The sequence below is a fragment of the Burkholderia sp. USMB20 genome, assembly GCF_000949135.2.
Classification (GTDB): domain Bacteria; phylum Pseudomonadota; class Gammaproteobacteria; order Burkholderiales; family Burkholderiaceae; genus Burkholderia.
The window spans coordinates 191727-213467 of record NZ_JTAN02000002.1 but is presented as its reverse complement, the minus strand read 5'-3'; the positions used below and the strand labels follow the sequence as shown (position 1 = coordinate 213467).

General features: G+C 68.6%; 21 protein-coding genes and 1 pseudogene. 7 read left to right on the top strand and 15 right to left on the bottom strand.

Going from position 1 to position 21741, the window contains the following annotated elements; translation table 11 throughout:
- Positions 1-115: 115 nt before the first annotated feature.
- The 6 genes from PL79_RS03660 to gstA all read right to left on the bottom strand — a co-directional run bounded on the left by PL79_RS03660 (position 116) and on the right by gstA (position 7687).
- A complete protein-coding gene (locus PL79_RS03660; protein WP_044848312.1) occupies positions 116-484 on the bottom strand; it encodes a copper-binding protein in 369 nt (122 codons plus the stop codon).
- Complete coding sequence (locus PL79_RS03655) at positions 481-3687, bottom strand: efflux RND transporter permease subunit (protein ID WP_044848311.1); 3207 nt, start codon at positions 3685-3687, stop codon at positions 481-483. Before PL79_RS03655 ends, PL79_RS03660 begins: the two co-directional genes overlap by 4 nt.
- On the bottom strand, positions 3684-5198 hold the full coding sequence (locus PL79_RS03650; protein WP_044848362.1) for an efflux RND transporter periplasmic adaptor subunit: 1515 nt from the start codon (positions 5196-5198) through the stop codon (positions 3684-3686). The genes PL79_RS03655 and PL79_RS03650 overlap by 4 nt, the downstream gene beginning before the upstream one ends.
- Before the next feature lie 11 nt (positions 5199-5209).
- Positions 5210-6499 (bottom strand): TolC family protein, encoded by a 1290-nt coding sequence (locus PL79_RS03645; protein WP_044848310.1) that lies wholly within the window; start codon positions 6497-6499, stop codon positions 5210-5212.
- A gap of 91 nt (positions 6500-6590) precedes the next feature.
- Complete coding sequence (locus tag PL79_RS03640) at positions 6591-6971, bottom strand: hypothetical protein (RefSeq protein ID WP_044848309.1); 381 nt, start codon at positions 6969-6971, stop codon at positions 6591-6593.
- A gap of 83 nt (positions 6972-7054) precedes the next feature.
- Positions 7055-7687 (bottom strand): glutathione transferase GstA, encoded by a 633-nt coding sequence (gstA, locus tag PL79_RS03635; RefSeq protein ID WP_044848308.1) that lies wholly within the window; start codon positions 7685-7687, stop codon positions 7055-7057.
- A gap of 135 nt (positions 7688-7822) precedes the next feature.
- On the opposite strand from gstA, the gene PL79_RS03630 reads away from it, so the two are divergent.
- Both PL79_RS03630 and PL79_RS03625 read left to right on the top strand, forming a co-directional pair.
- Positions 7823-8179, top strand: coding sequence for a winged helix-turn-helix transcriptional regulator (locus PL79_RS03630; RefSeq protein ID WP_044848307.1), 357 nt, complete (start codon positions 7823-7825; stop codon positions 8177-8179).
- Between the two features lie 21 nt (positions 8180-8200).
- Positions 8201-8569, top strand: coding sequence for a hypothetical protein (locus PL79_RS03625; RefSeq protein ID WP_044848306.1), 369 nt, complete (start codon positions 8201-8203; stop codon positions 8567-8569).
- A gap of 121 nt (positions 8570-8690) precedes the next feature.
- Here PL79_RS03625 and PL79_RS03620 read toward each other — a convergent pair whose 3' ends face one another.
- The 3 genes from PL79_RS03620 to PL79_RS03610 form a co-directional block, all read right to left on the bottom strand.
- Positions 8691-9611, bottom strand: coding sequence for a LysR family transcriptional regulator (locus PL79_RS03620; protein WP_044848305.1), 921 nt, complete (start codon positions 9609-9611; stop codon positions 8691-8693).
- Positions 9612-9746: 135 nt separating this feature from the next.
- On the bottom strand, positions 9747-11207 hold the full coding sequence (locus tag PL79_RS03615) for an NAD(P)/FAD-dependent oxidoreductase (protein WP_044848304.1): 1461 nt from the start codon (positions 11205-11207) through the stop codon (positions 9747-9749).
- A 263-nt stretch (positions 11208-11470) separates the two neighbouring features.
- Positions 11471-11815, bottom strand: coding sequence for a cupin domain-containing protein (locus tag PL79_RS03610; protein ID WP_044848302.1), 345 nt, complete (start codon positions 11813-11815; stop codon positions 11471-11473).
- Positions 11816-12013: 198 nt separating this feature from the next.
- On the opposite strand from PL79_RS03610, the gene PL79_RS03605 reads away from it, so the two are divergent.
- The 3 genes and pseudogenes from PL79_RS03605 (at position 12014) to PL79_RS03595 (ending at position 15553) form a co-directional block, all read left to right on the top strand.
- Positions 12014-12931 carry a helix-turn-helix transcriptional regulator gene (locus PL79_RS03605; protein ID WP_044848301.1) on the top strand — a complete coding sequence of 306 codons (918 nt, stop codon included), beginning with the start codon at positions 12014-12016 and terminating at the stop codon, positions 12929-12931.
- 182 nt (positions 12932-13113) lie between these two features.
- Complete coding sequence (gene speB, locus PL79_RS03600) at positions 13114-14064, top strand: agmatinase (protein ID WP_044848300.1); 951 nt, start codon at positions 13114-13116, stop codon at positions 14062-14064.
- A 22-nt stretch (positions 14065-14086) separates the two neighbouring features.
- Positions 14087-15553: pseudogene (locus PL79_RS03595) on the top strand (aldehyde dehydrogenase family protein).
- 126 nt (positions 15554-15679) lie between these two features.
- Here PL79_RS03595 and PL79_RS03590 read toward each other — a convergent pair.
- On the bottom strand, positions 15680-16084 hold the full coding sequence (locus tag PL79_RS03590; protein WP_044848063.1) for a nuclear transport factor 2 family protein: 405 nt from the start codon (positions 16082-16084) through the stop codon (positions 15680-15682).
- A 385-nt stretch (positions 16085-16469) separates the two neighbouring features.
- Here PL79_RS03590 and PL79_RS03585 point away from each other — a divergent pair, with 385 nt between their 5' ends.
- The gene (locus PL79_RS03585) at positions 16470-17060 is read left to right on the top strand and encodes a GNAT family N-acetyltransferase (RefSeq protein WP_044848062.1); all 591 of its coding nucleotides are present in this window, start codon (positions 16470-16472) and stop codon (positions 17058-17060) included.
- Positions 17061-17112: 52 nt separating this feature from the next.
- Here the strand turns inward: PL79_RS03585 and tam are convergent, their stop codons facing one another.
- The 4 genes from tam to PL79_RS03565 all read right to left on the bottom strand — a co-directional run bounded on the left by tam (position 17113) and on the right by PL79_RS03565 (position 20091).
- On the bottom strand, positions 17113-17898 hold the full coding sequence (tam, locus tag PL79_RS03580; RefSeq protein ID WP_044848061.1) for a trans-aconitate 2-methyltransferase: 786 nt from the start codon (positions 17896-17898) through the stop codon (positions 17113-17115).
- A gap of 120 nt (positions 17899-18018) precedes the next feature.
- On the bottom strand, positions 18019-18453 hold the full coding sequence (locus PL79_RS03575; RefSeq protein ID WP_044848060.1) for a GNAT family N-acetyltransferase: 435 nt from the start codon (positions 18451-18453) through the stop codon (positions 18019-18021).
- A gap of 82 nt (positions 18454-18535) precedes the next feature.
- Positions 18536-18736, bottom strand: coding sequence for a hypothetical protein (locus PL79_RS03570; protein ID WP_044848059.1), 201 nt, complete (start codon positions 18734-18736; stop codon positions 18536-18538).
- 35 nt (positions 18737-18771) lie between these two features.
- Entirely contained in the window at positions 18772-20091 is a 1320-nt protein-coding gene (locus PL79_RS03565) for a DUF3422 family protein (RefSeq protein WP_044848058.1), read from the bottom strand.
- Positions 20092-20252: 161 nt separating this feature from the next.
- Here PL79_RS03565 and PL79_RS03560 point away from each other — a divergent pair, with 161 nt between their 5' ends.
- Positions 20253-21128 carry a LysR family transcriptional regulator gene (locus PL79_RS03560; RefSeq protein ID WP_044848057.1) on the top strand — a complete coding sequence of 292 codons (876 nt, stop codon included), beginning with the start codon at positions 20253-20255 and terminating at the stop codon, positions 21126-21128.
- On the opposite strand, the gene PL79_RS03555 is transcribed toward PL79_RS03560, so the two are convergent.
- Entirely contained in the window at positions 21129-21689 is a 561-nt protein-coding gene (locus PL79_RS03555; RefSeq protein ID WP_044848056.1) for a hypothetical protein, read from the bottom strand.
- Positions 21690-21741: the final 52 nt, after the last annotated feature.

Below are 21741 nucleotides of genomic sequence, written 5' to 3'. Positions count from 1 at the left end.
AGACGCGGATCGGGCGCGTCGCCCGACAGGCGCACGCCCCCGAACGCTGCCCTCGTAACCGCACTGCGCTTGACGACGCTCGATGCGGGCGGCCATGCCGCCCGCATCCCCGCGCTTACGACGCCTTCACGAGCTTGACGATCGTCAGCGTGCCGTTGACGTTCTCGACGCGGACCTTCACCTTGTCACCCGCATGGACCTCGGCGAGCATGGCCGCGTCCTTCGCCTTGAACGCCATCGTCATCGGCGGCATCCCGACGTTCTCGAGCGCGCCGTGCTTCAGCGTGATCTTGCCGCTCGCGGCATCGACCTTCTTCACTTCGGCATCGGTCAGCGCGGCGTGCGACTCGGCCGCACCGCCCGACGACATCTTCATGCCGGACATGTCCATGCCCGGCATGTCGCCCGCGGCCAGCGCGGGAACGGCGAACACGCCGGTCGCGAAAACGGCAGTGGCGGTGGCGATCAGTTGATTCATCTTCATCGGGATTCTCCAGTTGAGGTGGACGGCACGTTCATGCCGTGAGGAACTGCATCGGATTGCCGCTGACGGCTCGCGCCTCGCGCACGACGGCGCTGCAGCAGAAGCCACGCGGCGGGAATGACGAACATCGACAGCAGCGGCGCGGTGATCATGCCGCCGACCATCGGCGCGGCGATGCGCTGCATCACTTCGGAGCCGGCGCCGTGTCCGACCATGATCGGCACGAGGCCGGCCAGCACGACGGCGACCGTCATCGCTTTCGGCCGGACGCGCAGCACCGCGCCCTCGCGAATCGCGTCGAGCAGCACGGCATCGGTCAGCGGCGTGCCGGCGTCGAGGCGGCGCTGCAGCGCGCCCTTCAGGTACAGCAGCATCACGACGCCGAACTCGGCGGCCACGCCCGCCAGCGCGATGAAGCCCACCGACGTCGCGACCGACACCGCGTGGCCCAACGCCCAGACGAGCCAGAAGCCGCCGATCAGCGCGAACGGCACCGTGGACATCAGCAGCAGCGCATCGGCCGCGGAGCCGAACGTGACGAACAGCAGCACGAAGATCACGACGAGTGTCACCGGCACCACGGTGCGCAGCGTCGCCGCCGCGCGTTCGAGATACTCGAACTGTCCCGACCACGCGATCGAATAGCCGGGCGGCAATGCGACCTGTCGCGCAACGACCTGCCGCATCGCACGGACTGCCGTACTCAGATCGGTGCCGCGGATATCGACGTACACATAGCCGGACAGCCGCGCGTTCTCGCTGCGGATCATCGGCGGCCCGTCGGCGATCGCGATGCGCGCGACGTCGCCGAGGCGAATCTGCGCGCCGCGCGCGGTGACGACCGGCAGTTGCCGCAGGTTCTCGAGCGAATCGCGGAGCTCGCGCGGATAGCGCAGGTTGATCGGGAACCGCTCGCGCCCCGCGATCACTTCGCCGACATCCTCGCCGCCGATCGCCGACGACACCACCGACTGGATGTCGGCCACCGACAGCCCGTAGCGCGCGGCCGCGAGCCGGTCGACGTCGACGTCGAGGTAGCGGCCGCCGTTCAGCCGTTCCGCGAGCGCGGACGTGACGCCCGGTACACGTTTCACCGCCGCCTCGACCTGCGTCGCGATCGCGTCGATCCCCGCCAGGTCCGGCCCGGAAATCTTCACGCCGACCGGCGTCTTGATGCCGGTGGACAGCATGTCGAGCCGGTTGCGGATCGGCGGCACCCACACGTTCGACAGGCCCGGCACCTTCACCGTGCGATCGAGTTCGTCGACGAGCTTCTCCGGCGTCATCCCCGGCCGCCATGCGCTGCGCGGCTTGAAGCGGATCGTCGTTTCGAACATCTCGAGCGGCGCGGGATCGGTCGCCGTATCCGCGCGCCCCGACTTGCCGAACACCGTGTCGACCTCGGGCACGGTCTTGATCAGCCGGTCGGTCTGCTGCAGCAGTTCGCTCGCCTTGTCGGCCGAGATGCCCGGCAGCGCGGTCGGCATGTACAGCAGATCGCCTTCGTCGAGCGGCGGCATGAACTCGCCGCCGAGACGCGACAACGGCACGACGGTCAGCAACAGCGCGGCGATCGCGACGCCGATCGCGCGCCACGGGCGCTGCAGCGTCGCTTCGAGCAGCGGCCGGTACACGCGGGTCAGCACTCGGTTGATCGGGTTCGCGTGCTCGGGCGGAATGCGGCCGCGCACGAGATACCCCATCAGCACCGGCACCAGCGTCACCGACAGCGCGGCCGCGGCGGCGATCGTGTAGGTCTTCGTGAACGCGAGCGGCGCGAACAGCTTGCCTTCCTGCCCTTCGAGCGAAAACACCGGCACGAACGACAGCGTGATGATCAGCAGCGAGAAAAACAGCGCCGGCCCGACCTCCGCGGCCGACGCCGCGACGAGTTCCCAGCGCCGCGCCGTCGTGATCGGCTCGCCGGGATGCGCGTGGCCGTAAGCCTCCAGATGCTTGTGCGCGTTCTCGATCATCACGATCGCCGCATCGATCATCGCGCCGATCGCGATCGCGATGCCGCCCAGCGACATCAGGTTCGCGTTCACGCCCTGGTAGCGCATCACGATGAACGCGGCCAGCACGCCGAGCGGCAGCGACAGGATCGCGACGAACGCGCTGCGCAGGTGGAACAGGAACACCGCGCAGACGATCCCGACGATCACGAACTCCTCGATCAGCTTGTCGCGGAGGTTGTCCACCGCGCGCTCGATCAATTGCGAGCGGTCGTAGGTCGTGACGATGTCGACGCCGGGCGGCAGCGATCGCTTCAGGTCGGCGAGCTTCGCCTTCACCGCGTCGATCGTCGTCAGCGCGTTCTTGCCCGAGCGCATCACGACGACGCCGCCCGCCACCTCGCCCTGCCCGTCCAGTTCCGCGATCCCGCGCCGCATCGCCGGGCCGACCTGGATGCGCGCGACGTCGCCGAGCAGCACCGGCGTACCCGCGTCGTCGGTGCGCAGCACCACGTGCCGGAAGTCGTCGAGCGTGCGCAGGTAGCCGGACGAACGCACCATGTACTCCGACTCGGCCAGCTCGACGACCGCGCCGCCCGATGCCTGGTTCGCCTTGCCGAGCGCGTCCGCGACCGCCGCCTGCGTGATGCCGTACGCGCGCAGCTTGTCCGGATCGAGCACGACCTGGTACTGGCGCACCATCCCGCCGACGCTCGCCACTTCCGACACGTCCGGCACGGCCTTCAGCTCGAACTTCAGGAACCAGTCGTTGAGCGCACGCAGTTGCCCGAGGTCGTGACGGCCGGTGCGATCGACGAGTGCGTACTCGTACACCCAGCCGACCCCGGTCGCATCCGGCCCGAGCGACACGGTCGCGCCCGCGGGCAGGCGGCTCTGCACCTGGCTCAGGTATTCGAGCACGCGCGAACGCGCCCAATACGGGTCGGTGTGGTCGTCGAACAGCACGTAGACGAACGCGTCGCCGAACGACGAGTACGCGCGCACGGTCTTCGCGCCCGGCACGCCGAGCAGCGTCGTCGTCAGCGGATAGGTGACCTGGTCCTCGACGACCTGCGGCGCCTTGCCCGGATACGACGCCTTGACGATCACCTGCGTGTCCGACAGGTCGGGCAGCGCATCGAGCGGCGTCTGCCGCAGCGCATGCACGCCCCACGCCGCGATCAGCACGGTGGCGAGCAGCACCAGGAAGCGGTTGCGGACGGACCAGCGAATCACGTGCGCGATCATCGCGTGCCTCCCTGCGGCTCGACCTTCGTCAGCCGGTAGCCGTCGTCGCGCTGCACGAACGCGAAACGCACCGTCTGGCCAGCCTTCACGTCCGGGAACGCGTGTGCCGACGGCTTGCCGAACGCCATCGTCATCGCGCCCCAGCCGAGTGCCGGCACCGGCTGATGCGAGAACGTGATGTCGTCGTCGGTGACTTGCTCGACCTTGCCGGTGGTTTCGTACACCGGCGCGGCCGCGGCGGCCGGCGCTTGCGACGCGCTCGCGCCCGCCGCGCCTTCCAGCCGCGGCAGCACGCTTTTCAGGCTCGCTTCCGAATCGATCAGGAACTGCCCCGATGCGACGACCGTATCGCTTTCGCTCAACCCGTCGAGCACTTCCGTGTCGCCGCCGACGTCGTTGCCCAACTTCACAGATACCGGCCGGAGCCGGCCGTCGCTCGTCTTCACGATGACGATCGTGCGCTTGCCGGTCGCGATCACCGCTTCGGACGGCACCAGCAGGCGCGACACCGCCTTCCGCGCCGCGACATGCACGCGCATCAGCATGCCGGGCGTGAGCCTGAGCGCCGCATTGTCGATCTCCACACGCGCCTGCAGCGTGCGGCTGCCCGTGCTGATGCCGGGCAGCACTTCGCGGATGCGGCCGGTGAAGTGCCGCGCCGGATCGCCCGCGAACGTCGCGTCGACCGCCATCCCCGGCTGCACGTTCAGCGCGAGCGCTTCCGGCACCTCGACGATGAGCCAGAGCGTCGACAGCCCGGCGATCTTCGCGAGCGTCTGTCCCGGCGCGACCATCGCGCCATCCCGCACGTTCAGTTCGCTGACGACGCCGGTTTCCGGCGCGCTCAGCACGACGTGCGTCTGCGCGCGGCCGGTGCGATCGAGCGCGGCGATCATCGCGTCGGGCATCGACAGCGCACGCATCCGCGCGCGTGACGCATCGAGCAGGCTGCCGTCCATCCCGCCCCGCTTGAGCGCGAGATATTCCTCCTGCGGCGCAAGCCATTCCGGCACGAACAGCGACGCGATCGGCGCGCCCTTTTCGACGCGCTGCATCGGCGCCCGTGCGTAAAGCCGGTCGATGTAGCCGGTGACGCGCGACTGCACGACGTCCGCGCGGGATTCGTCGAATTGCGTGGTGCCCACCGCATCGAAACCGTCCGCCGTCTGCTGCCGGCGCACGGTCGCATAGCGGATGCCGAGGTTCTGCTGCAGGCCCGGATCGATCCGGACGCCCCGTGCATCGCCGCCCTCGTCCGCATAGACGGGCTGCAGTTGCATGTCCATGAACGGCGATTTCCCCGGTTTGTCGAAGTGCTGGTTCGGCACCATCGGGTCGTGCCAGTACAGCACCTTGCGTCCGGCCTGCGAATCGGGCGTGCCTGCCGCCGCGACGGCAGCCGTTGCCGCGCCGCCCGATGCATGGCGCATGCCCGCGACATAACCGGCGCCGAGCAGCGCCGCGCCCGCGCATGCCAGCAGCACCGCACGCGCCAGTGATTGCTTCGTCATGAGGTTCTCCTTCACTGCGCGGCGGCCATCGTCGCCGGCACGACCTGATATTCGAGCTGCGCCCAGGTCCGCGACACGTCGCGTCCGAGCTCGAGCACCTGCAACTGCGCGTCCAGTTGCGCGCGCCGGGCGGCGAACGTGTCGGCGAGCGAACCGGTGCTGGCCCGGTAGGCGGCCGTGGCGAGCTGCACGCGCTGCCCGGCGGCGGGCAACAGCGATTCGCGCAGGGTCGCGAGGCGTTCTCGGCCGCTTGCCAGCGTTTCGGACTGCGTACGGATATCGGCTTGCACTTGACGCAGCGTGTCCTCGTACATCAGGCGCGCCTTCGTCGCGAGCGCGGCCTTTTCGGCGACGTCGCGGTTCTGCCGGTTCTTGCGATCGAGCGGCAACGGGATCGTGACGCCGACGGACACCATGTTCGAATACGCGCCGCCGCGCTGCTGGTACGCGATCTCCCACGTCCAGTTCGGGCTGCGCTCGCTGTCGGCCACCGCGGCGTCGGCCTCGGCGACCGCGATGTCGTCCGCGGCGGCGACGAGCGCCGGTTGCGACACGCGCAGTTCGTCCGGCGGCAACGACGCCACGAAGGATTCGGGCGCGGGCGGCGTACCCGTCACGTCCGTGACGGGCGCAGCCGTCCAGCGGCCGAGCGCGATGAGTGCGGTGCGATAGGCCTGCCGCGCGTCGAGCACCTGATCCTGCGTTTGCGCCAGCATCGCGCGTGCCTGGACGACCTCGCCTGCGCTCGCCTTCGCGCCGCGATACGACGCCTGCGTCACGTCGAGCTCATGCCGCATGTGATCGAGCAGCGCCTGGCGAAGCGCGAGCGCCTGCTTCGCGTAAATGGCGTCGAGCCAGGCCGCGGCGGTCCGCTGGCGCACCGTGGCCAGCTGCACGAGATAGTCCGCGCGTTCGCGGCCGACTCGCTCGTCGGCCAGCGCCGCGCGCAGCCGCCGCTTGTCGCCGGACACCCATTCCTGCTCGATGCCGATGCGGCGCATCGTCATGAAGTCCTGGCCGACGGTGAAGCGCTGCCCGCCGTTGACCGGCAGGTTGTCGATGCCGGCCTTGAGCATCGGGTCCGGCAGCTGGCCGGCCCTGACTGCCGCTTCCGAACTCGCGCGCACCGAAGCCTGCGCGGCCTGCATCGACGCGGAACGTTCGGTGGCGGCCTGCAGCGCGGCGTCCAGCGTGACGGGCGACTGCTGCGCATGGGCGCCCGCCGCCAGCAGCGCCGCCCAAAGCACGGGCGCGCGCCGGCACGCACGCCGCAAGCGCGGCGTGCAGAAATCGAATGACATGGTGTAACCCCAAGTCGGAACCCGAATGGATTCCACGTCCCGAACACGGGACGAACCTCACCGCCTCGGCGGTGAACCGGTCAAATCGGGATCAGCTGATGCGGGGCGGGCGCCACAACCCGTTCGGGTCGCGGATCGGGACGGACTGCGCGTAGTGGAAGACGATCGTGCTGGCGAATGCAGCGGGACGGCTCACGTCGGCGCGGGCGGCCGGGTGATAGAGACTGCCGAACTGGCATTGGGCCGTCACCTTGCAGGCCATGCCCTTCGCTTTGGCCTTCGTGGTGTCGGTGGGCGACGCTTTCATCGAATCGCAGCCGCTCATGTCGGCGGACATGCTCATGCCCGTCTTCGCTTCCATCGACATCGTGTGCTGCATCGGACATTCACCGGTCAAGCCGCTGGCTGCCAGCCCGCTGATGGGCAGCACCGCGCAAAGCAGCAGCAGGATGAAGGTCCGAAGCAGTTTCATGGCGGCGATTATAGCGCGGCGGTTTGCGGTATGGCGCGGCGACGTGTGCGGCTTCTGACGGTGTCTGGCGCCGCCCCCACGCGCTAGCGTGCCAGCCCATCGACGGCCAGCACCTGCTGCACGGCCGGCCGCGCCCGCACCCGCTCGTACCACGCGCGCAGGTTCGCATGGCGGCTCAGGTCGATGTCCGCGTTGTACACCGAGCGCATCCAGTCGGCCTTGCCCCAGCCCGTCAGCGCGAACAGGTATGCATCGGCGATCGTGAACGTATCGCCCGTTACATACGTGTTGCCGTCGAGCTGCCGGTCGATCCACGCAAAGCGGCTGTCGAGCTTCTGCCGCACCGGGTCGACGTATTGCCCCGCCTGCACCGCGTAAAGCAGCGGGATGAAGCCCTTGTGGATCTCGGTGCCGAGGAAGTTCAGCCATTCCATCAGCCGGTAGCGGGCGAGCGTGCCGTACGCGGGCGCGAGCCGCGCTTCGGGGCGCCGGTCCGCGAGATACTGCGCGATCACCGGTCCTTCGCGCAGCATCGTGCCGTCGTCGAGTTCGAGCAGCGGCACGTAGCCGAGTTCGCTCACATCGTAGTAATTGCGCCCGTCTTCAATGACGTGTTTGCGCGCGTCGACCTTGATGACCTGCGCGTCGATGCCGCTTTCGCGCAGCACGATGCAGATGGCCTGCGAACAGCTGCCGGGAGCGTGATAAAGCTTCATGCGTTTCCTTGATTGGGTGGTTCGACTATCGATTCGCCGCGACGCGGGCGCTAATATCTCGCATCGGCGCAGCACTGAGAAGAAGGCAGTCGTTTGTGCCGTAGTCACAAAAAAGTTACCGACAGGGTCAGCGGCATGAAGACGAGTGCGACAGGATGTTCCGTGGAAGAAGCGATGCGCATGCTCGGCGGCCGCTGGCGGCTGCTGCTCGTGTCGTATCTGCTCGACGGGCCGAAGCGCTTCAGCGACCTGCGCCGCGACATGCCGGGCATCTCGCAGCGGATGCTGACGCTCGATCTGCGCGCGCTCGAGGACGCCGGCTTCGTGCGGCGCACCGTGTATCCGGAAGTGCCGGTGCGCGTCGAGTACGATCTGACCGCGGACGGCGACCGGCTGCGGCCCGTCGTCGAGGTCATGCGCGAATTCGGGCTGTGGCTGAAGGCGCGCGATGCGCGTTGCGAGGTCGACGCGCAAGCCGCGCTGCCCCGATAACCCCTTACCGAGAGAAACATCATGGAACTACACGCTACCGTCGGCGCGGCCACGTCCGATGTCGACGACGACGAAAGCTTCGCGAACATCTATTGCCACGACGCGGCGCAGAACTATTGCTTCTCGCTGCTGCGCTTTCCGGAGGAAACGTCGATCGAGGTGATGGTGCTCGACCAGCTCACCGCGCACGTGAACGACCTGTCGGTGCGTCTCACGGGCGACACGCTCGATGTCGAACTCGACGAGCGCACCGCCGCGCGGCTCGACGGCAACACGCATTACGTGATTCATCTTGCGCCCGGCGAACACGATCCCGTCGCGCTGCGCGCCGCGCTGAAGGAAATCTTCGACGGCAAGAGCGGATATCGCGACGACAGCGCAAGCGCGTAACGCGAGCCGCCCGATACTCGTTCACATCCCGCGCGTTCGCCGACCGCCCGGGACACGCGTTTCGCGATTCCAGCCGCTGTTCCTCGCCCGCGGGGCGGCGCGGCCGCACGACCGGCACGCGCTATGCAGCCAGCGCGGCCGCCTTGATGTTGAACGCGCGCAGCAAGTCCTCGCGGAACGCATCGACGATCGGCTTGCCGCTCGCGTTGCGCTTCATCGCGAGATGCAGCGGCACATCGAAGCCGAACGTCGCACGGCCGACGGCCTTCACGAGCCCACGCTGCTCGAACGGCTCCGCGTAATGCGCGGGCAGGTAGCCGAGATGGCCGCCCGACAGGATCAGGATCGTCGCGGCCTCGATGCTGTCCGCGCTCGCGGTCACGCGCCGCTCCGGCAGCGGACACTGTTCCTCCGGCACCGGATAGGTACGCCACACCCAGTCGTGCGCCTGCAGGTCGTCCATCGACACCGGCCGCGACACATGGAACAGCGGATGGCCGCGACCGCAGTAGATCACCTGCTCCTCGGTAAACAACGGCGTGTAGTCGAGCCCCGGCACGCGATGCCAGAAATACCCGATCGCGAAATCGAGCTGGTTGTTGACGAGGCCCTCCTCGAGTTCCTGCGGCGATGCGACCTTCATCGAGAACGTGACGGCCTGGTCGCGCTTGCGGAACGTGCCGATCGCGTCGGCGACGCGCGCGTTCTCGACGAGCGGCGCCTGCCCGATCAGCCCGATCGACAACGTGCCGACCAGCTTGCGGTCGATGTCGCGCACGCGCGCGACGAACTCCGACGTCGCCGCGACCAGCGTGCGCGCCGTGGCCGCGAAGCGTTCGCCCTTCGATGTCAGCCGAAAGCCGCCGCGACCGCGGTCGCACAGCTTGAAGCCGACACGCGCTTCCAGCGCGGAGAGCTGCGTGCTGATGGTCGACTGACGCACGCCGAGCGATGCCTCGGCGGCCGTGATGCCGCGTGCGTCGACGACGGCCAGGAAGACCCGGATGAGCCGGAGATCGAGATCGGTGGTATTCGAAAACATGCTTCAAGCCGCTGCGCTTCTCGCGCGTTGCCGGGCCGGCACGACACCGGCCGCCCGCGCCGATGAACCTGACCGGACGCGCGCCGTCATCGGCAACGGCACGCGCCATACCCGTCGCTCATGAACGACCGGCGCTTACATCGGGAAGCCCATCGCCTTGAGCCCGTTGATCCACGCGCGCTTCCAGCCGCCTTCGGCATCCGCGCCGTCGAACGCGTGGAACGTGATCTTCGCGGCGACCCAGCGCATCGGCTCGGGCGGGATGTAGCTCGGGCTCTGGTTCGCGATGTCGAGCTTGCGCTCCGGGCTGTCGCGGTCGAACAGGATGTTCAGCCCCATGAACGCGCCGAACCGGCTCGCCGCGACGCCGAAGCCCGTGTAGCCGGCGACGAACACGGCCTTGCCGCCGAGATAGCGCTTCGCGAACACCGAGCCGCGCGAGCAGTAGTCGATCGGGCCGCCCCACGCGTGCGAGAAGCGCACGTCGGCGAGTTGCGGGAAGGTCCGGTAGAACGCCTCCGCGAGCCGGTAGTAGGTTTCGCGCCGGCCGTCCTGGTGCGGTTCCGGGTCGCCGTCGAAGTGATAGCTGACCAGCCCGCCGAAGATGATGCTGTTGTTCTTCGTCAACCGGAAATAGTTGAGCTGCGTGCGCGTGTCGTACACGCCCTGGCGATTCTTCCAGCCGATCCGCGCGAGCTGTTCGTCGGTGAGCGGCTCGGTCGCGAGCACGTGATCGCGCACCTGCATCACGCGGCGGTTGATATCAGGAATGCCAACCTTTGCGGTGCCGCTGCCGAACACGACACGCGGCGCGCGCACGCTGCCCTTCGGCGTCGTCACGTACACGGTGCTGCCTTCGTCGGTGACGGTCGTGAGCGGCGTGTGCTCGTAGAGCTTCACGCCGAGCGACAGCGCCGCGCGCTTGAGCCCCCACGCGAGCTTCGCCGGATGCACGATGCCGCTGCGGTTGCGCGACCACAGCGCGCCCGCGAACAGCGGCGAGTTCAGTTGCTCGAGCGTTTCCTCGCGGTTCAGCAGCACGACGTCGTGCCCGTATTCGCGATGCAGGTCGTAGTCGCCCTTCAGGTGCGCGAGGTGCCCGGGGTCCACCGCGACCGTCATCTCGCCGTTCCACTCGATGTCGGCGTCGATGGCGTAGCGCTTCAGCGTGTCCTCGAAGCCGTCGAGGTTGTGGTGGCCGAATGCCTCGAGCTGCGCGATGTCGTTCGGGAACACGCGCACCGCGTTCGGCAGCCCGTGCATCACCGACGTCGAGATGATCCCGCCCGCGCGGCCCGACGCGCCGTGCGCGACCTTGCCGGCCTCGATCAGCACCACCTTCAGGTGCGGCATCTGTTCCTTCGCCTGCACGGCCGTCCACAGCCCGGTGAAGCCGCCGCCGACGACCAGCAGGTCGGCCGTCACGTCGCCGACGAGTTCCGGCTCGGCGGCCGGCGCGGCCGGGTTGTCGAGCCAGTACGGGAACAGTTTCGTATTCGCGAGCGCCTCGGCGGCGCCCAGTGCGACCGGCGCGTGACGCGCGGCGTGCGCGTGAGCCGGTGCGGCTTGTGCTGCTTCGTTGACTTCCATTTCCATGATCCCAGCCATTCCACGTGATCGCGGCCCGCGCATGCGATGCGTGCACGGCGTGCCGAATTCGCCGATTTCAGCGATTCCGCCGATTACTTCGGTTGCCCCGGTTGCTTCGGTTGCGCCGACGGCGACGATCGGCACGATGCACCGCAAGCCGCGACGCGCGCCTTCGACACCCGCGCGACGCACGTCGCCTGCAGTCGATCGAAAACGCCGCCGCCGGGCCTCGCATCAACCTGACGACGACGCCACGGCGGCCGCTCGCATCACGACTTCTCGAGCAGCACGTAGAACTTCTTCGCGTCCTCGATCGTTTCCCAGCGGCCCGTGAAACCGGCCGGCAGCAGGTAGCCCTGGCCCGGCGTGAATTCCTTGCGGTTACCTTCGACATCGGTCAGCGCGATCCGGCCCTCGACGAGCCACACCGCTTCGTCTGCCGCGGTTTCCGGGAACTCCACGGAGCCGACCTTGCCTTCCCACCAGCCGATGAGGTAGCTGCCGCTCTTGCCTTCGGCCGCGCGCCAGTCGCTTTCGTCCATCCCGAAGTCGAGCTTCGTGAATTCGCCCACGCCTGCGCCCAGCGGCAGGATGTCCTTGATCAGTTTGGTCATTTGAATCTTTCGTCTCTCGATTGAAAAAAGCAGAGACAAAGTTACTCATTTACACTGCCCCGGTATGCCCCCCTGCGGGGGGGACAAACCGCGTTTTCCGCGGCGCGCAGGGTCGCAGGACTCCATACCGTATTTCCCCCTAATGACGTTTTTGACTTCGGACGCTAGAATCGCCGCCGCTTTTCACCGGGGAACCGCATGCTGCTCAACGTGAACCCCTTCCACCGCGACACCGACCGCTTCAACGTGTCGTTCAAGGCGCTGGGCGAGCTGATCGAGACGGTCGGCACGCCGCACTTCGTGCCGCGTCTCACGCAACTGCTGAACGACGTCGTGCCGCTCGACGTCGCGCACGTCGAGCGCTCGCGCGTCGACGGCACGATGCCCACCGGCTACCGCTGCGAATGGATCGGCAGCAGCGGCATCGGCACCGCGACCGCCGACATCTCCGACGTGATGACGCTCTACTACGAGCGCTTTCTCGACAGCGACCCGCTGTTCGCGGGGCTGCGCGGCAAGACGGGCACGATGCTGGTCGTGCGCGACATCGCGGCGATCCCGCCCGGCGAATTCCGCCAGCGGCTGTTCGACGACGTGCATATCGGCCATGAATGCGTGCTCGCGCGCGGCACCCGCTATGCGCAGCATTCGATCGCGCTGGAACGCGGCCGCGATCGCCCGCCGTTCACGCTCGCCGAAATGAACCGCTTTCGCAGCATCAGCGACGTGCTGTTCCCGCTGCTCGAGCTGCACGCGTCGACCACCGCCGCGCGCCGCATCGCGCACCCGACGCCCGACGTGCATCCGCTCGCGCAGTTCGACGCGCGGATCGCGGCCGACGGCGTGAAGCTGTCGAAGCGCGAATACGAAACCTGCAAGCACCTGATCTCCGGCAAGACCGTGCCGGAAACCGCCGACATCCTCGGCGTGCGCGTCGCGTCGGCCGAGTCGTACGTGAAGCGTGCGTTCGCGAAGCTCGGGGTGCGCACGAAGCGCGAGCTGGCTGCGTGGGGCTCGGCCGTGCCGGCGTTTCCTGCGGCCGCAATGCGTGACCACGTAGGCGACGAAGGCAACGACGGCGACGACGCCGGCACGCCGCCCGCGATCGCCGGCTGATCCGGTCGCGCGTCGACGGCCGCCCGCCGCCGGTCGCCCGCAGCCGGTCGCGCCGCGTCGATGCGGCGGCGCCGTTCGCATCGAGACCCGTCGATGTAAACGTTGCGACTTCAAGATCTTCGCGCCCGCGTTCTCCTCTACCATCGGCCGATCGCTTTTCACCATAAAGAGGAGACGGCCCCATGCACCGCGAACTGAACCAGCCGATGGGCGGCAACGAGATGCCGCGCTTTGGCGGCATCGCCACGATGATGCGCCTGCCGCAGGCCGACACGACCGACGGCCTCGACGTGTGCTTCGTCGGCGTGCCGCTCGACCTCGGCACGTCGAACCGCTCGGGTTCGCGCTTCGGCCCGCGCCAGATCCGCACCGAATCCGTGCTGCTGCGCCCGTACAACATGGCCACGCGCGCGGCGCCGTTCGATTCGCTGCAGGTCGCCGACATCGGCGACGTCGCGACCAACCCGTATGACCTGAAGGATTCGGTGCGCCGCATCGAGCACGCGTATGACGAGATCGTCGCGCACGGCTGCCGGCCGATCACGCTCGGCGGCGACCACACGATCGCGTGGCCGATCCTGCGCGCGCTGCACAGGAAATACGGCAAGGTCGCCGTGGTGCACGTCGACGCGCACGCGGACGTGAACGACACGATGTTCGGCGAGAAGATCGCGCACGGCACGCCGTTCCGCCGCGCGGTGGAAGACGGCCTGCTGCAATGCGACAAGGTCACGCAGATCGGCCTGCGCGGCACCGGCTATCACGCGGACGATTTCGACTGGTGCCGCCAGCAGGGCTTCACCGTCGTGCAGGCGGAGGAATGCTGGAACCGGTCGCTCGCGCCGCTGATGGCGCAGGTGCGCGAACGCGTCGGCGACACGCCGGTGTATCTCAGCTTCGACATCGACGGTCTCGATCCGTCGTTCGCGCCCGGCACCGGCACGCCGGAAATCGGCGGCCTGTCGGTGCAGCAGGGTCTCGAGATCATTCGCGGGATGAAGGGGTTGAACATCGTCGGCGCGGATCTCGTCGAAGTGTCGCCGCCGTACGATCCGACCGGCACCACCGCGCTCGTCGGCGCGAACCTCGCATTCGAGATGCTCTGCGTGATGCCGGGCGTCGCCTACCGCTAATCCGATCGACAGGAACACGTTCATGTCCACCGCCGAGCTTTCCCCTTCGCGCGGCCATCGTGCTGCCCGCGCGCGCATCGCCGGCCAGCCCGTGCGCACGCATTCCGATGAAGCCGGCGCGGCCGATGCTCGATGGGGGCGTGAGCCGGGCCGCGACGATCGGCTCAGGAATCGCGACGGGCCGCACGTCGACGGCCGCGTCCCGCCGCCGCGCCCGACGGCGTTCGCGGCTGCGCGACACCGCCGCGGCGAGCGCGGCCGCCTGCTCGGCGACGATCGCCGAGCGGTCGAAGCCGACCGCGAGCGGCTCGCGGCGCTGCAGGATGCACTAGCGCGGCGCCCGTTGGACCGACGCCGACGTCGGCGAGCGCCGCGACGTTCGCGTATTACGCGACGCTGTGCGGAAACCCGGCGCTGTTCGAGCCGAGCCGTCGCGTTGCGAGCGACCCGTCGCGGGAGCGCTTCACGACGCGGTCGGCGTCGCCGCGCTGATCGTGCCGTGGAACTTCCCGATGGTACGACCGCATGGAAGCTCGCGCCCGCGCTCGCGGCCGGCTGCACGGTCGTGCTGAAGCCGTCCGAACTGACGTCGCCGGCCGAGCACGCGCTGCTCGACCTGATCGCCGAAGCCGGCGTGCCGGACGGCGTCGTCAACGTCGTGAACGGCGGCGCCGAGGTCGGCGCGGCGCTGACCGCGCATCCGCTGATCGACAAGATCTCGTTTACCGGCAGCACGGCCGCCGGCCGCAAGGTCATGCAGGCCGCGGCCGAGGACATGAAGCGCGTGACGCTCGAACTCGGCGGCAAGTCGTCGCTGATCGTGCGCGACGACGCCGATCTCGACGCCGCGGTGTCGCTCGCGGTCGCCGGCGCCTTCACGAACGCGGGCCAGATGTGCTCGGCCACCGCGCGCATCCTCGTGCACGACAGCCTCTATCGCAGCTTCATGGCCGCGTTCGAGACGGCCGTGCGCGCGCTCGTCGTCGCGCCGCCTGCCACCGCGGAGGTCGCGATGGGGCCGATGATCTCGGCCGCGCACCGCACGCGCGTCGAGGCGATGCTCGCGCAAGGCATCGCGGCGGGCGCGCGCGTCGCGTTCAGCGGGCGCGTCGCCGAGGCCGGCGGCAATGGCTTCTTCATGGCGCCCGTCGTGGTCGCGGAGCCGGCCGCCGACAACCTGCTGTGGACCGACGAGGTGTTCGGCCCGGTCGCGTGCGTGAAGTCGTTCCGTACCGACGACGAGGCGATCGCGCTCGCGAACGACACGCGCTACGGGCTCGTCGCGACCGTCGTGACGCGCGACGCGGAAGTCGCGAAGCAGTTTCAGGCACGCGTGCGTGCCGGGCTCGTGTGGATCAACGCGCCGCAACTCATCTACCCGCATGTGTGCTGGGGCGGCTTCGGGCTCAGCGGAATCGGCCGCGAACTCGGCGTGACGGGCCTGCGCAGCTACCAGGAACTGCGCCACGTGATGCGCGCGATCGATTGATCTGGGCGGCCGTTCAGGCCACCGGCGGCACCATCCCCGGCGGGCGGGCGCGGCACCGCGGGCCATGCCGGCCGCGCCGGATGCCGAAGCCGCCGGGCACAGCGGCCCGACGCATCTTCGGTACCGTCACCGTCGATGCGCGGCCGCTTCGGCCTCCGTATCGTGATACTCGACGAACGCCGCGATCTTCCCGCTTTCGATCGTGAGCAGGTGTACCCAGTCGTCCTCGTAAGTGCGCCCGGTCGAGTGGACACGCCAGCGCTGCGTACCGAGCACGACGACCCGGTTGCCGCTCGCGATAAACTCGAGCGGCTCGAAGCGTTCCGCGGTCTGCGTCGACGCAAGCGCCGCGAAGAACGCCGCGACCGCCTGCGGCCCATGTCGTCTGCCGACGAACGGAACGACGTCGGCCGGCCCCGGGATGAACCAGTCGACGCTGTCGGACAGCGTCTGCAGAATGCCCTCGATATCCGCGCGGCCGAACGCCGCGTAAGCCTGCTGCACGAGTTGCACGTTGTCTTGTTCGCTCATCGCCCTCTCCCGTCATCGCAGGTTCGCCGCGGACAATTCAGCATAGTCGAACCGCGAAGCGGCCCCCATGAGGGTCTCCGGCAATCAGGCCGTGTGGATTCCGTATGAGCAATCCGTTGCGTGATCGCATCGCCCTGCCAAATGAAGCAATGCGCCGACGAATACGCGGCATGGCCGGGATCGGCGCTCCGCCACGAGACGAGATGCGGATGAGTCCGCGCCGATATCCCGCATAATCGGGCGTTGAGCGCCGCCGCGGGAAGAGACATCGTGCGAGCGCATCAATTCAAAACAGGAACGGGTGCAATCCGGCTCTCGCTGCCAGGCGGCGGCGGCCGCCCCGGGGGAAGACCAGGCAATCCCGCTGAAGACAGGACACCGACACATGGACCGAGCCGAGCACATCAGCATCGAACAGGCGGTCGATCTGCCCGCCGACGAACTGAACGGATGCGACTTTTCGTTCGAGATCGCGTGGGAGCTGAATGCGCCGTACCAGGATCTGCTCGATTTGCGCGCGCTGCCCGTGCAGCGCAAGGACTACGGCTTCGATCCGGCCGGATGGGCGCGCGAGGCGTCCGGCGGCACCGCGCTGTTCCGCGCGAGCGCGGGCGGGCGCCTCGCGGGATTCGTCGCGATCACCGAAAGCTGGAACGGGATGGCCGAGATCGCGGAACTCGCGGTCGACCGCAGCTGCCGGCGGCAAGGGATCGGCCAGTTCCTGCTCGCGGCCGCCGAAGCGTGGGCGCGCAGCCGCGGGTTCGGCTTCATGCGGCTGGAAACGCAGGCGAACAACGTCGCGGCCTGCTGCACGTACGCGCGGGCGGGCTTCGTCGTGGGCGGCCACGACCGCTTCCTGTACGCCGACGGCGCGAACGACGGGGAAGTCGCCCTCTTCTGGTACAAGGATCTGCGCGACGGGCAAAGCGCGAAGAGCCGGACGGTCGATCCGGAATCGATGCGGCCGCTGTCCTGACCGACGACCCGCCGCCGCCCGCTCCGGTCCTGCTTGCGCCTTTGCTTGCGCCTTACTTCCGCGTCGCGACGATGAACAGGCGCGGGAACGGCAGCAGCACGGTGCCGTCGTCGAGCGACGGGTAGCCATCCGGACCGGCGAGCGCATCGCGATAGCGCGCGACGAACGCGTCGCGTTCGCCTTCATCGAGTGCCGCGAGGAACGGCCGCAGCGCGCTGCCCTTGAACCATTCGACGACCGCGTCGGCGCCGCCGCGCAGCGGATGGTAGTAAGTCGTGCGCCAGACATCCACCCGCGAACACGACGGCGACAGCAGCGCGTAGTAATACCGCGCGTCGAACCGCTCGGTGCGCGCCGCGCCTTTGAGCTTGTCCGCCCAGGGCCCGCCCGCGGCGACCGCGCGCATCAGCCGGTGCGCGGGTTCGTCGAGGTTGTCGGGCATCTGCACCGCGAGATGGCCGCCCGGCGCGAGCCGGCCGACGAGCGACGGAAACAGCGTGTCGTGCGCCGGCACCCATTGCAGCACCGCGTTCGACAGGATCAGGTCGTAGCCGCCCGGATCGTCCCACGTGGAGACATCCGCGAGATCGAAACGCAGCGCGGGCAGGCGCTTGCGCGCGGCCGCGATCATGTCCGGCGACGCGTCGATCCCGCGCACCGTCGCGTCGGGTGCGCGCGCGATCAGCGCTTCGGTCGAATTGCCCGGCCCGCAGCCGATGTCGAGCGCGGTATGGATCGGCGTGTCCGGCACGGCGGCCAGCAGGTCGCGGACAGGCCGCGTGCGTTCGTCTTCGAATCGCACGTACTGTCTGGCGTATTGATCGGGTGGAATTGTCACGATATGCCTCCGGCTCGGCGTGGACGGCGTCGCGCTACCCGTCGCCGTCGATGCAGCACATGCTGCGATCCCGCCGGCCTTCGGTAGCGACGCCGGCGCGGTGACGTCAGGCTACCTCGCTCAAAGCGTCTTGACCATGAACACGCGCGCCGTCCCTTCCGGCTCGCACGGCACCTCGCCGAACGCCTCGTAACCGTGCTTCCGGTAGAAGTCCGGCGCCTGGAACGTAATCGTGTACAGCACGGCGCGCGCACACCCGCGCCGCTTCGCCTCCGCTTCGGCCTCGCGCAGCAGCCGGCTGCCGAAACCGCCGCCACGCAGCGATTCCGGCAGGTAAAAGAGGTCGATGAAGAAGAGGCCCAGCGACGTCCGGCCGGTGAGGCCGCCCACGACCTCGCCGGTCGCGGGATCGGTCACGTAGACGTCGAGCGCCGCCGTGTCGGATCGGCCCGTCATCGCGTGGTTGAACTCGCCGAGCTTGCGGCTGATGAGGTCGCGTGCGGCCGGCTGCTCGATGTCGGTCAGTTGAAGCGAAACGGCGGGATGCGCGTTCATGGCGTGAAGGTGTACGTGAAGGGGCCGCCGGGCCTGCAGCGTCCACGGCGGACGTCGTGAATCGACGCGAAACGACCAGGCGTCAGTTGTACCCGAGAATCGCCACCGCCGCGACATCCGGCCGATCGATCGTGCTGCCGACGAGCGACGTCATCGGCTCCTGCAGCACGGCCTGATACGACGTCACGCGCACCTCTTCCGGCGCGCCGGCGTCATCCCGACCGGGTTCGTCGAATGCGTCGTAGCCAGTGAAAAAACCCGCTTGCGATTGCGTAAAAGTCATCTCCACTCCTTTCGATATGTCGTCGATGTTCTGATTCAATTTGCCTGTTGCAACGTCGCCGCTTGCACGGCTGCGCCGCCATGCGCGGCCTCCGACCGCGCGAGCTGCGCGCGCGTGCGCCGCGTGATGTGAATCACCGCGAACACGACCGGCGCGATCAGCAGGCCTTCCGCGAGTTCGGGATCGACCGGCAGGTTCATCACGTGCAGCGCCTTGAACGCCGCGGTCGCGAGCGACAGCACGTAGTACGAAATGGCCGCCACCGACAGCCCTTCGACCGCGTGCTGCAGATGCAGCTGGTTGCGCGCGGTGCGCTCCATGCCCGCCAGCAGGCGCGTGACGTCCTTTTCCTGCGCGAGATTCACGCGCGTGCGCAGCAGGTCGACCGCGCGCGCGATCCGCGCGGCGATCTGCTCGTGACGCGCCCACACGCTGCGGCAGGTTTCCATCGCCGGCGCGAAGCGCCGCTCCATGAACTCCGCGATCGTCGGCATCCCTTCGATGCGCTCCTCGCGCAACTCGTGGATGCGCGCCAGCACGAGCTTTTCGTAAGCACGCGACGCGCTGAAGCGGCCGCCGGACCCCGACAGCGCTTCGACCCGCACCGCGAGATGCGTGAGCTTCACGAGCAAGGCCGCGTCGTCGCCGTCGGCGCCGCCCGCGTCCATCCGCTGCATCAGCGTATGCAGCGCCGCGTGGATCTCGTCGAGCTCGCGGCTCATCCGCCGTGCGACCGGCAACGCGAGCAGCGCCATCATCCGGTACGTCTCGATTTCATGGAGGCGTTGCAGCAGGCGGCCGCCCTGCTCCTCGCGGAAATCCTCGTCGACGACGAGAAAGCGCATGAAGCCGTCGTCGCGCACGTGCCAGTCGCAGTACACCTTGCCGCCGCCGAGCACGTTGCTGCCGACGAGCGCGGGCCCGTCGATCCAGCGGCGCAGGTCGCCGCACACGAGCCGCGCGGCATCGCCCGACAGCAACTCCATGCGCACCGCGACGAAGCGGATGCCCGCGAGCCGTGCGAACCAGGCGGCCGGAATCCCTTCGATCGCGAGATCGTCGAAATAGCCGGTGTCGCGGCGCGGCGCGACGAACGTGAAGGTCGAGAATTCGGTGTGGCGCTCCCACTTCAGGTACCAGCCGCCCGGCGATTGCACCGCGTAGTGGGTCGCGCCGTCCTGCGGCGCGGCAATGCCGGTGTCGCGGCACAGCGCGTGCAGCAGCGTTTCGTGGATGTCGGGCTGGCCGTCCGCGTAGATCGCGTAGTGCGTGAGCGACACGGCTTCGGCGAGCCGCAGGAACGGCCGGGCATGCAATTCCGCGGCCAGTGCGGCACGCAATGGATGATCCATCATCGGTACACCACTCTTCCCTGTTCGGCGCTGCGTGCCGGGCAGGCCGGCGTGATCGCCGCACCGCATCGGACGATGCGGCCGGCTCGATGCCACTATGGCAGACACACAGCGACAATAAAAACGCATAATGCTGATCGTTACGTTCAGTTTTCCTGATACCGATGAAGATGCTCGATCACGACGTGCTGGCCACCGTCGTCGCCGTCGCGGAAACCGGCAACATGACCCGTGCCGCCGAAGCGGTGAACCGCTCGCAATCGGCCGTGAGCATGCAGATCAAGAGCCTGGAAGACGCGATCGGGCGGCCGCTGTTCGTGCGCAAGCCGCGCAGCATCGTGCTGACCCGCGAAGGCGAGGTGCTGCTGGGATTCGCCAGACGAATGCTGGCGCTGCGCGACGAGGCGTGGGCGGCCGTGGTGCGGCCGGAAGTGACGGGTAAGGTGGTCATCGGCGTGCCGGACGACTATGCGTCGTCGCTGCTGCCGTCGGTGCTGAAGAAATTTTCGGCGACCTATCCGAAGGTCGAGATCCAGGTGATCGGGCTGCCGAGCAGCGCGCTCGCGCCGCTCCTGAAGGACGGCACGGTCGATCTCGTGTGCGGCACGCGCATCAAGGGGCTGTCCGGCGACTTCATCCGCCACGAGCCGATGGCATGGGCCGCGATGACGAACGGGCCGCGCGTATGGGAAGAACGGCCGCTGCCGATCGCGGTGTTCATGCCGGGCAGCGTCGCGCGCGAGAACGCGATCCGCAGCCTCGAACGCGCGAAGCTGCCGTTCCGCACTTCGTATGAAAGCCCGAGCCTGCTCGGTCTGCTCAGCATGGTCGAGGCCGGCCTCGCGGTCGCGCCGCTCGCGCGCTGCGCGATACCCGCGCAACTGTCGATGCTCGGCCGCTCGCACGGGCTGCCCGATTTGCCGCCGCTCGAACTGATCCTCGCGCGCAGCACGAAATCGAAGCGCCCGCCGTGCGACTTTCTCGCGGAACAGCTGATGGAAGACCTGCAGCGCCAGACCGGCCAGACCGGCGACGCGTGATCAGCGCGTCGCGCCGAACCCGGCCGCGCCCAGCGCCGCATTGACGTTCGCGGCTACCCGATCGACGAGCGCTTCCAGCGTATCGCCGCATACCTGCGCGTGTTCCGGCGCGACGTGCTCCGCGCGTTGCCAGCCCCACTGCGCGCCCGACACGACCGACAGCGTCGCGCCGAAGCGGTTGCCGTGGCGGCGGCCGAAGGTGCTCACGCGCCGCCCGGCCACGTAGTCCTGCTCGGGCAGGCAGAGCCGGATCTCGACCGCGACCTGGTCGCGATCGTTGACGCGCGCGGCGGGGCTCACCGACGCTGCGAACACCTTGCCGATCCGCCAGGTCACGAAGCTCTCCCAGGCCTCGAGCGGCCCGCCGGCCGCGTCGACCCGCTCGGTGTCCACCGACCACTGGTGCCGGTCGGGCACGACGATCGCCTGATGCAGCAGCATTTCGGCCACGCGCACCGTCGTCACGAGCTGACGCGCGAGTTGCTGGCCGGACGGCAGCAACGCCGTCCGTAACCGGCCGCTCGTCGGCCGCGCGACAGGTACGACTTCCAATAGATCCATGACTCCTCCGTATTCGTGATCGGCGCCGCGCACGCAGCATCGCGCGCCGGTT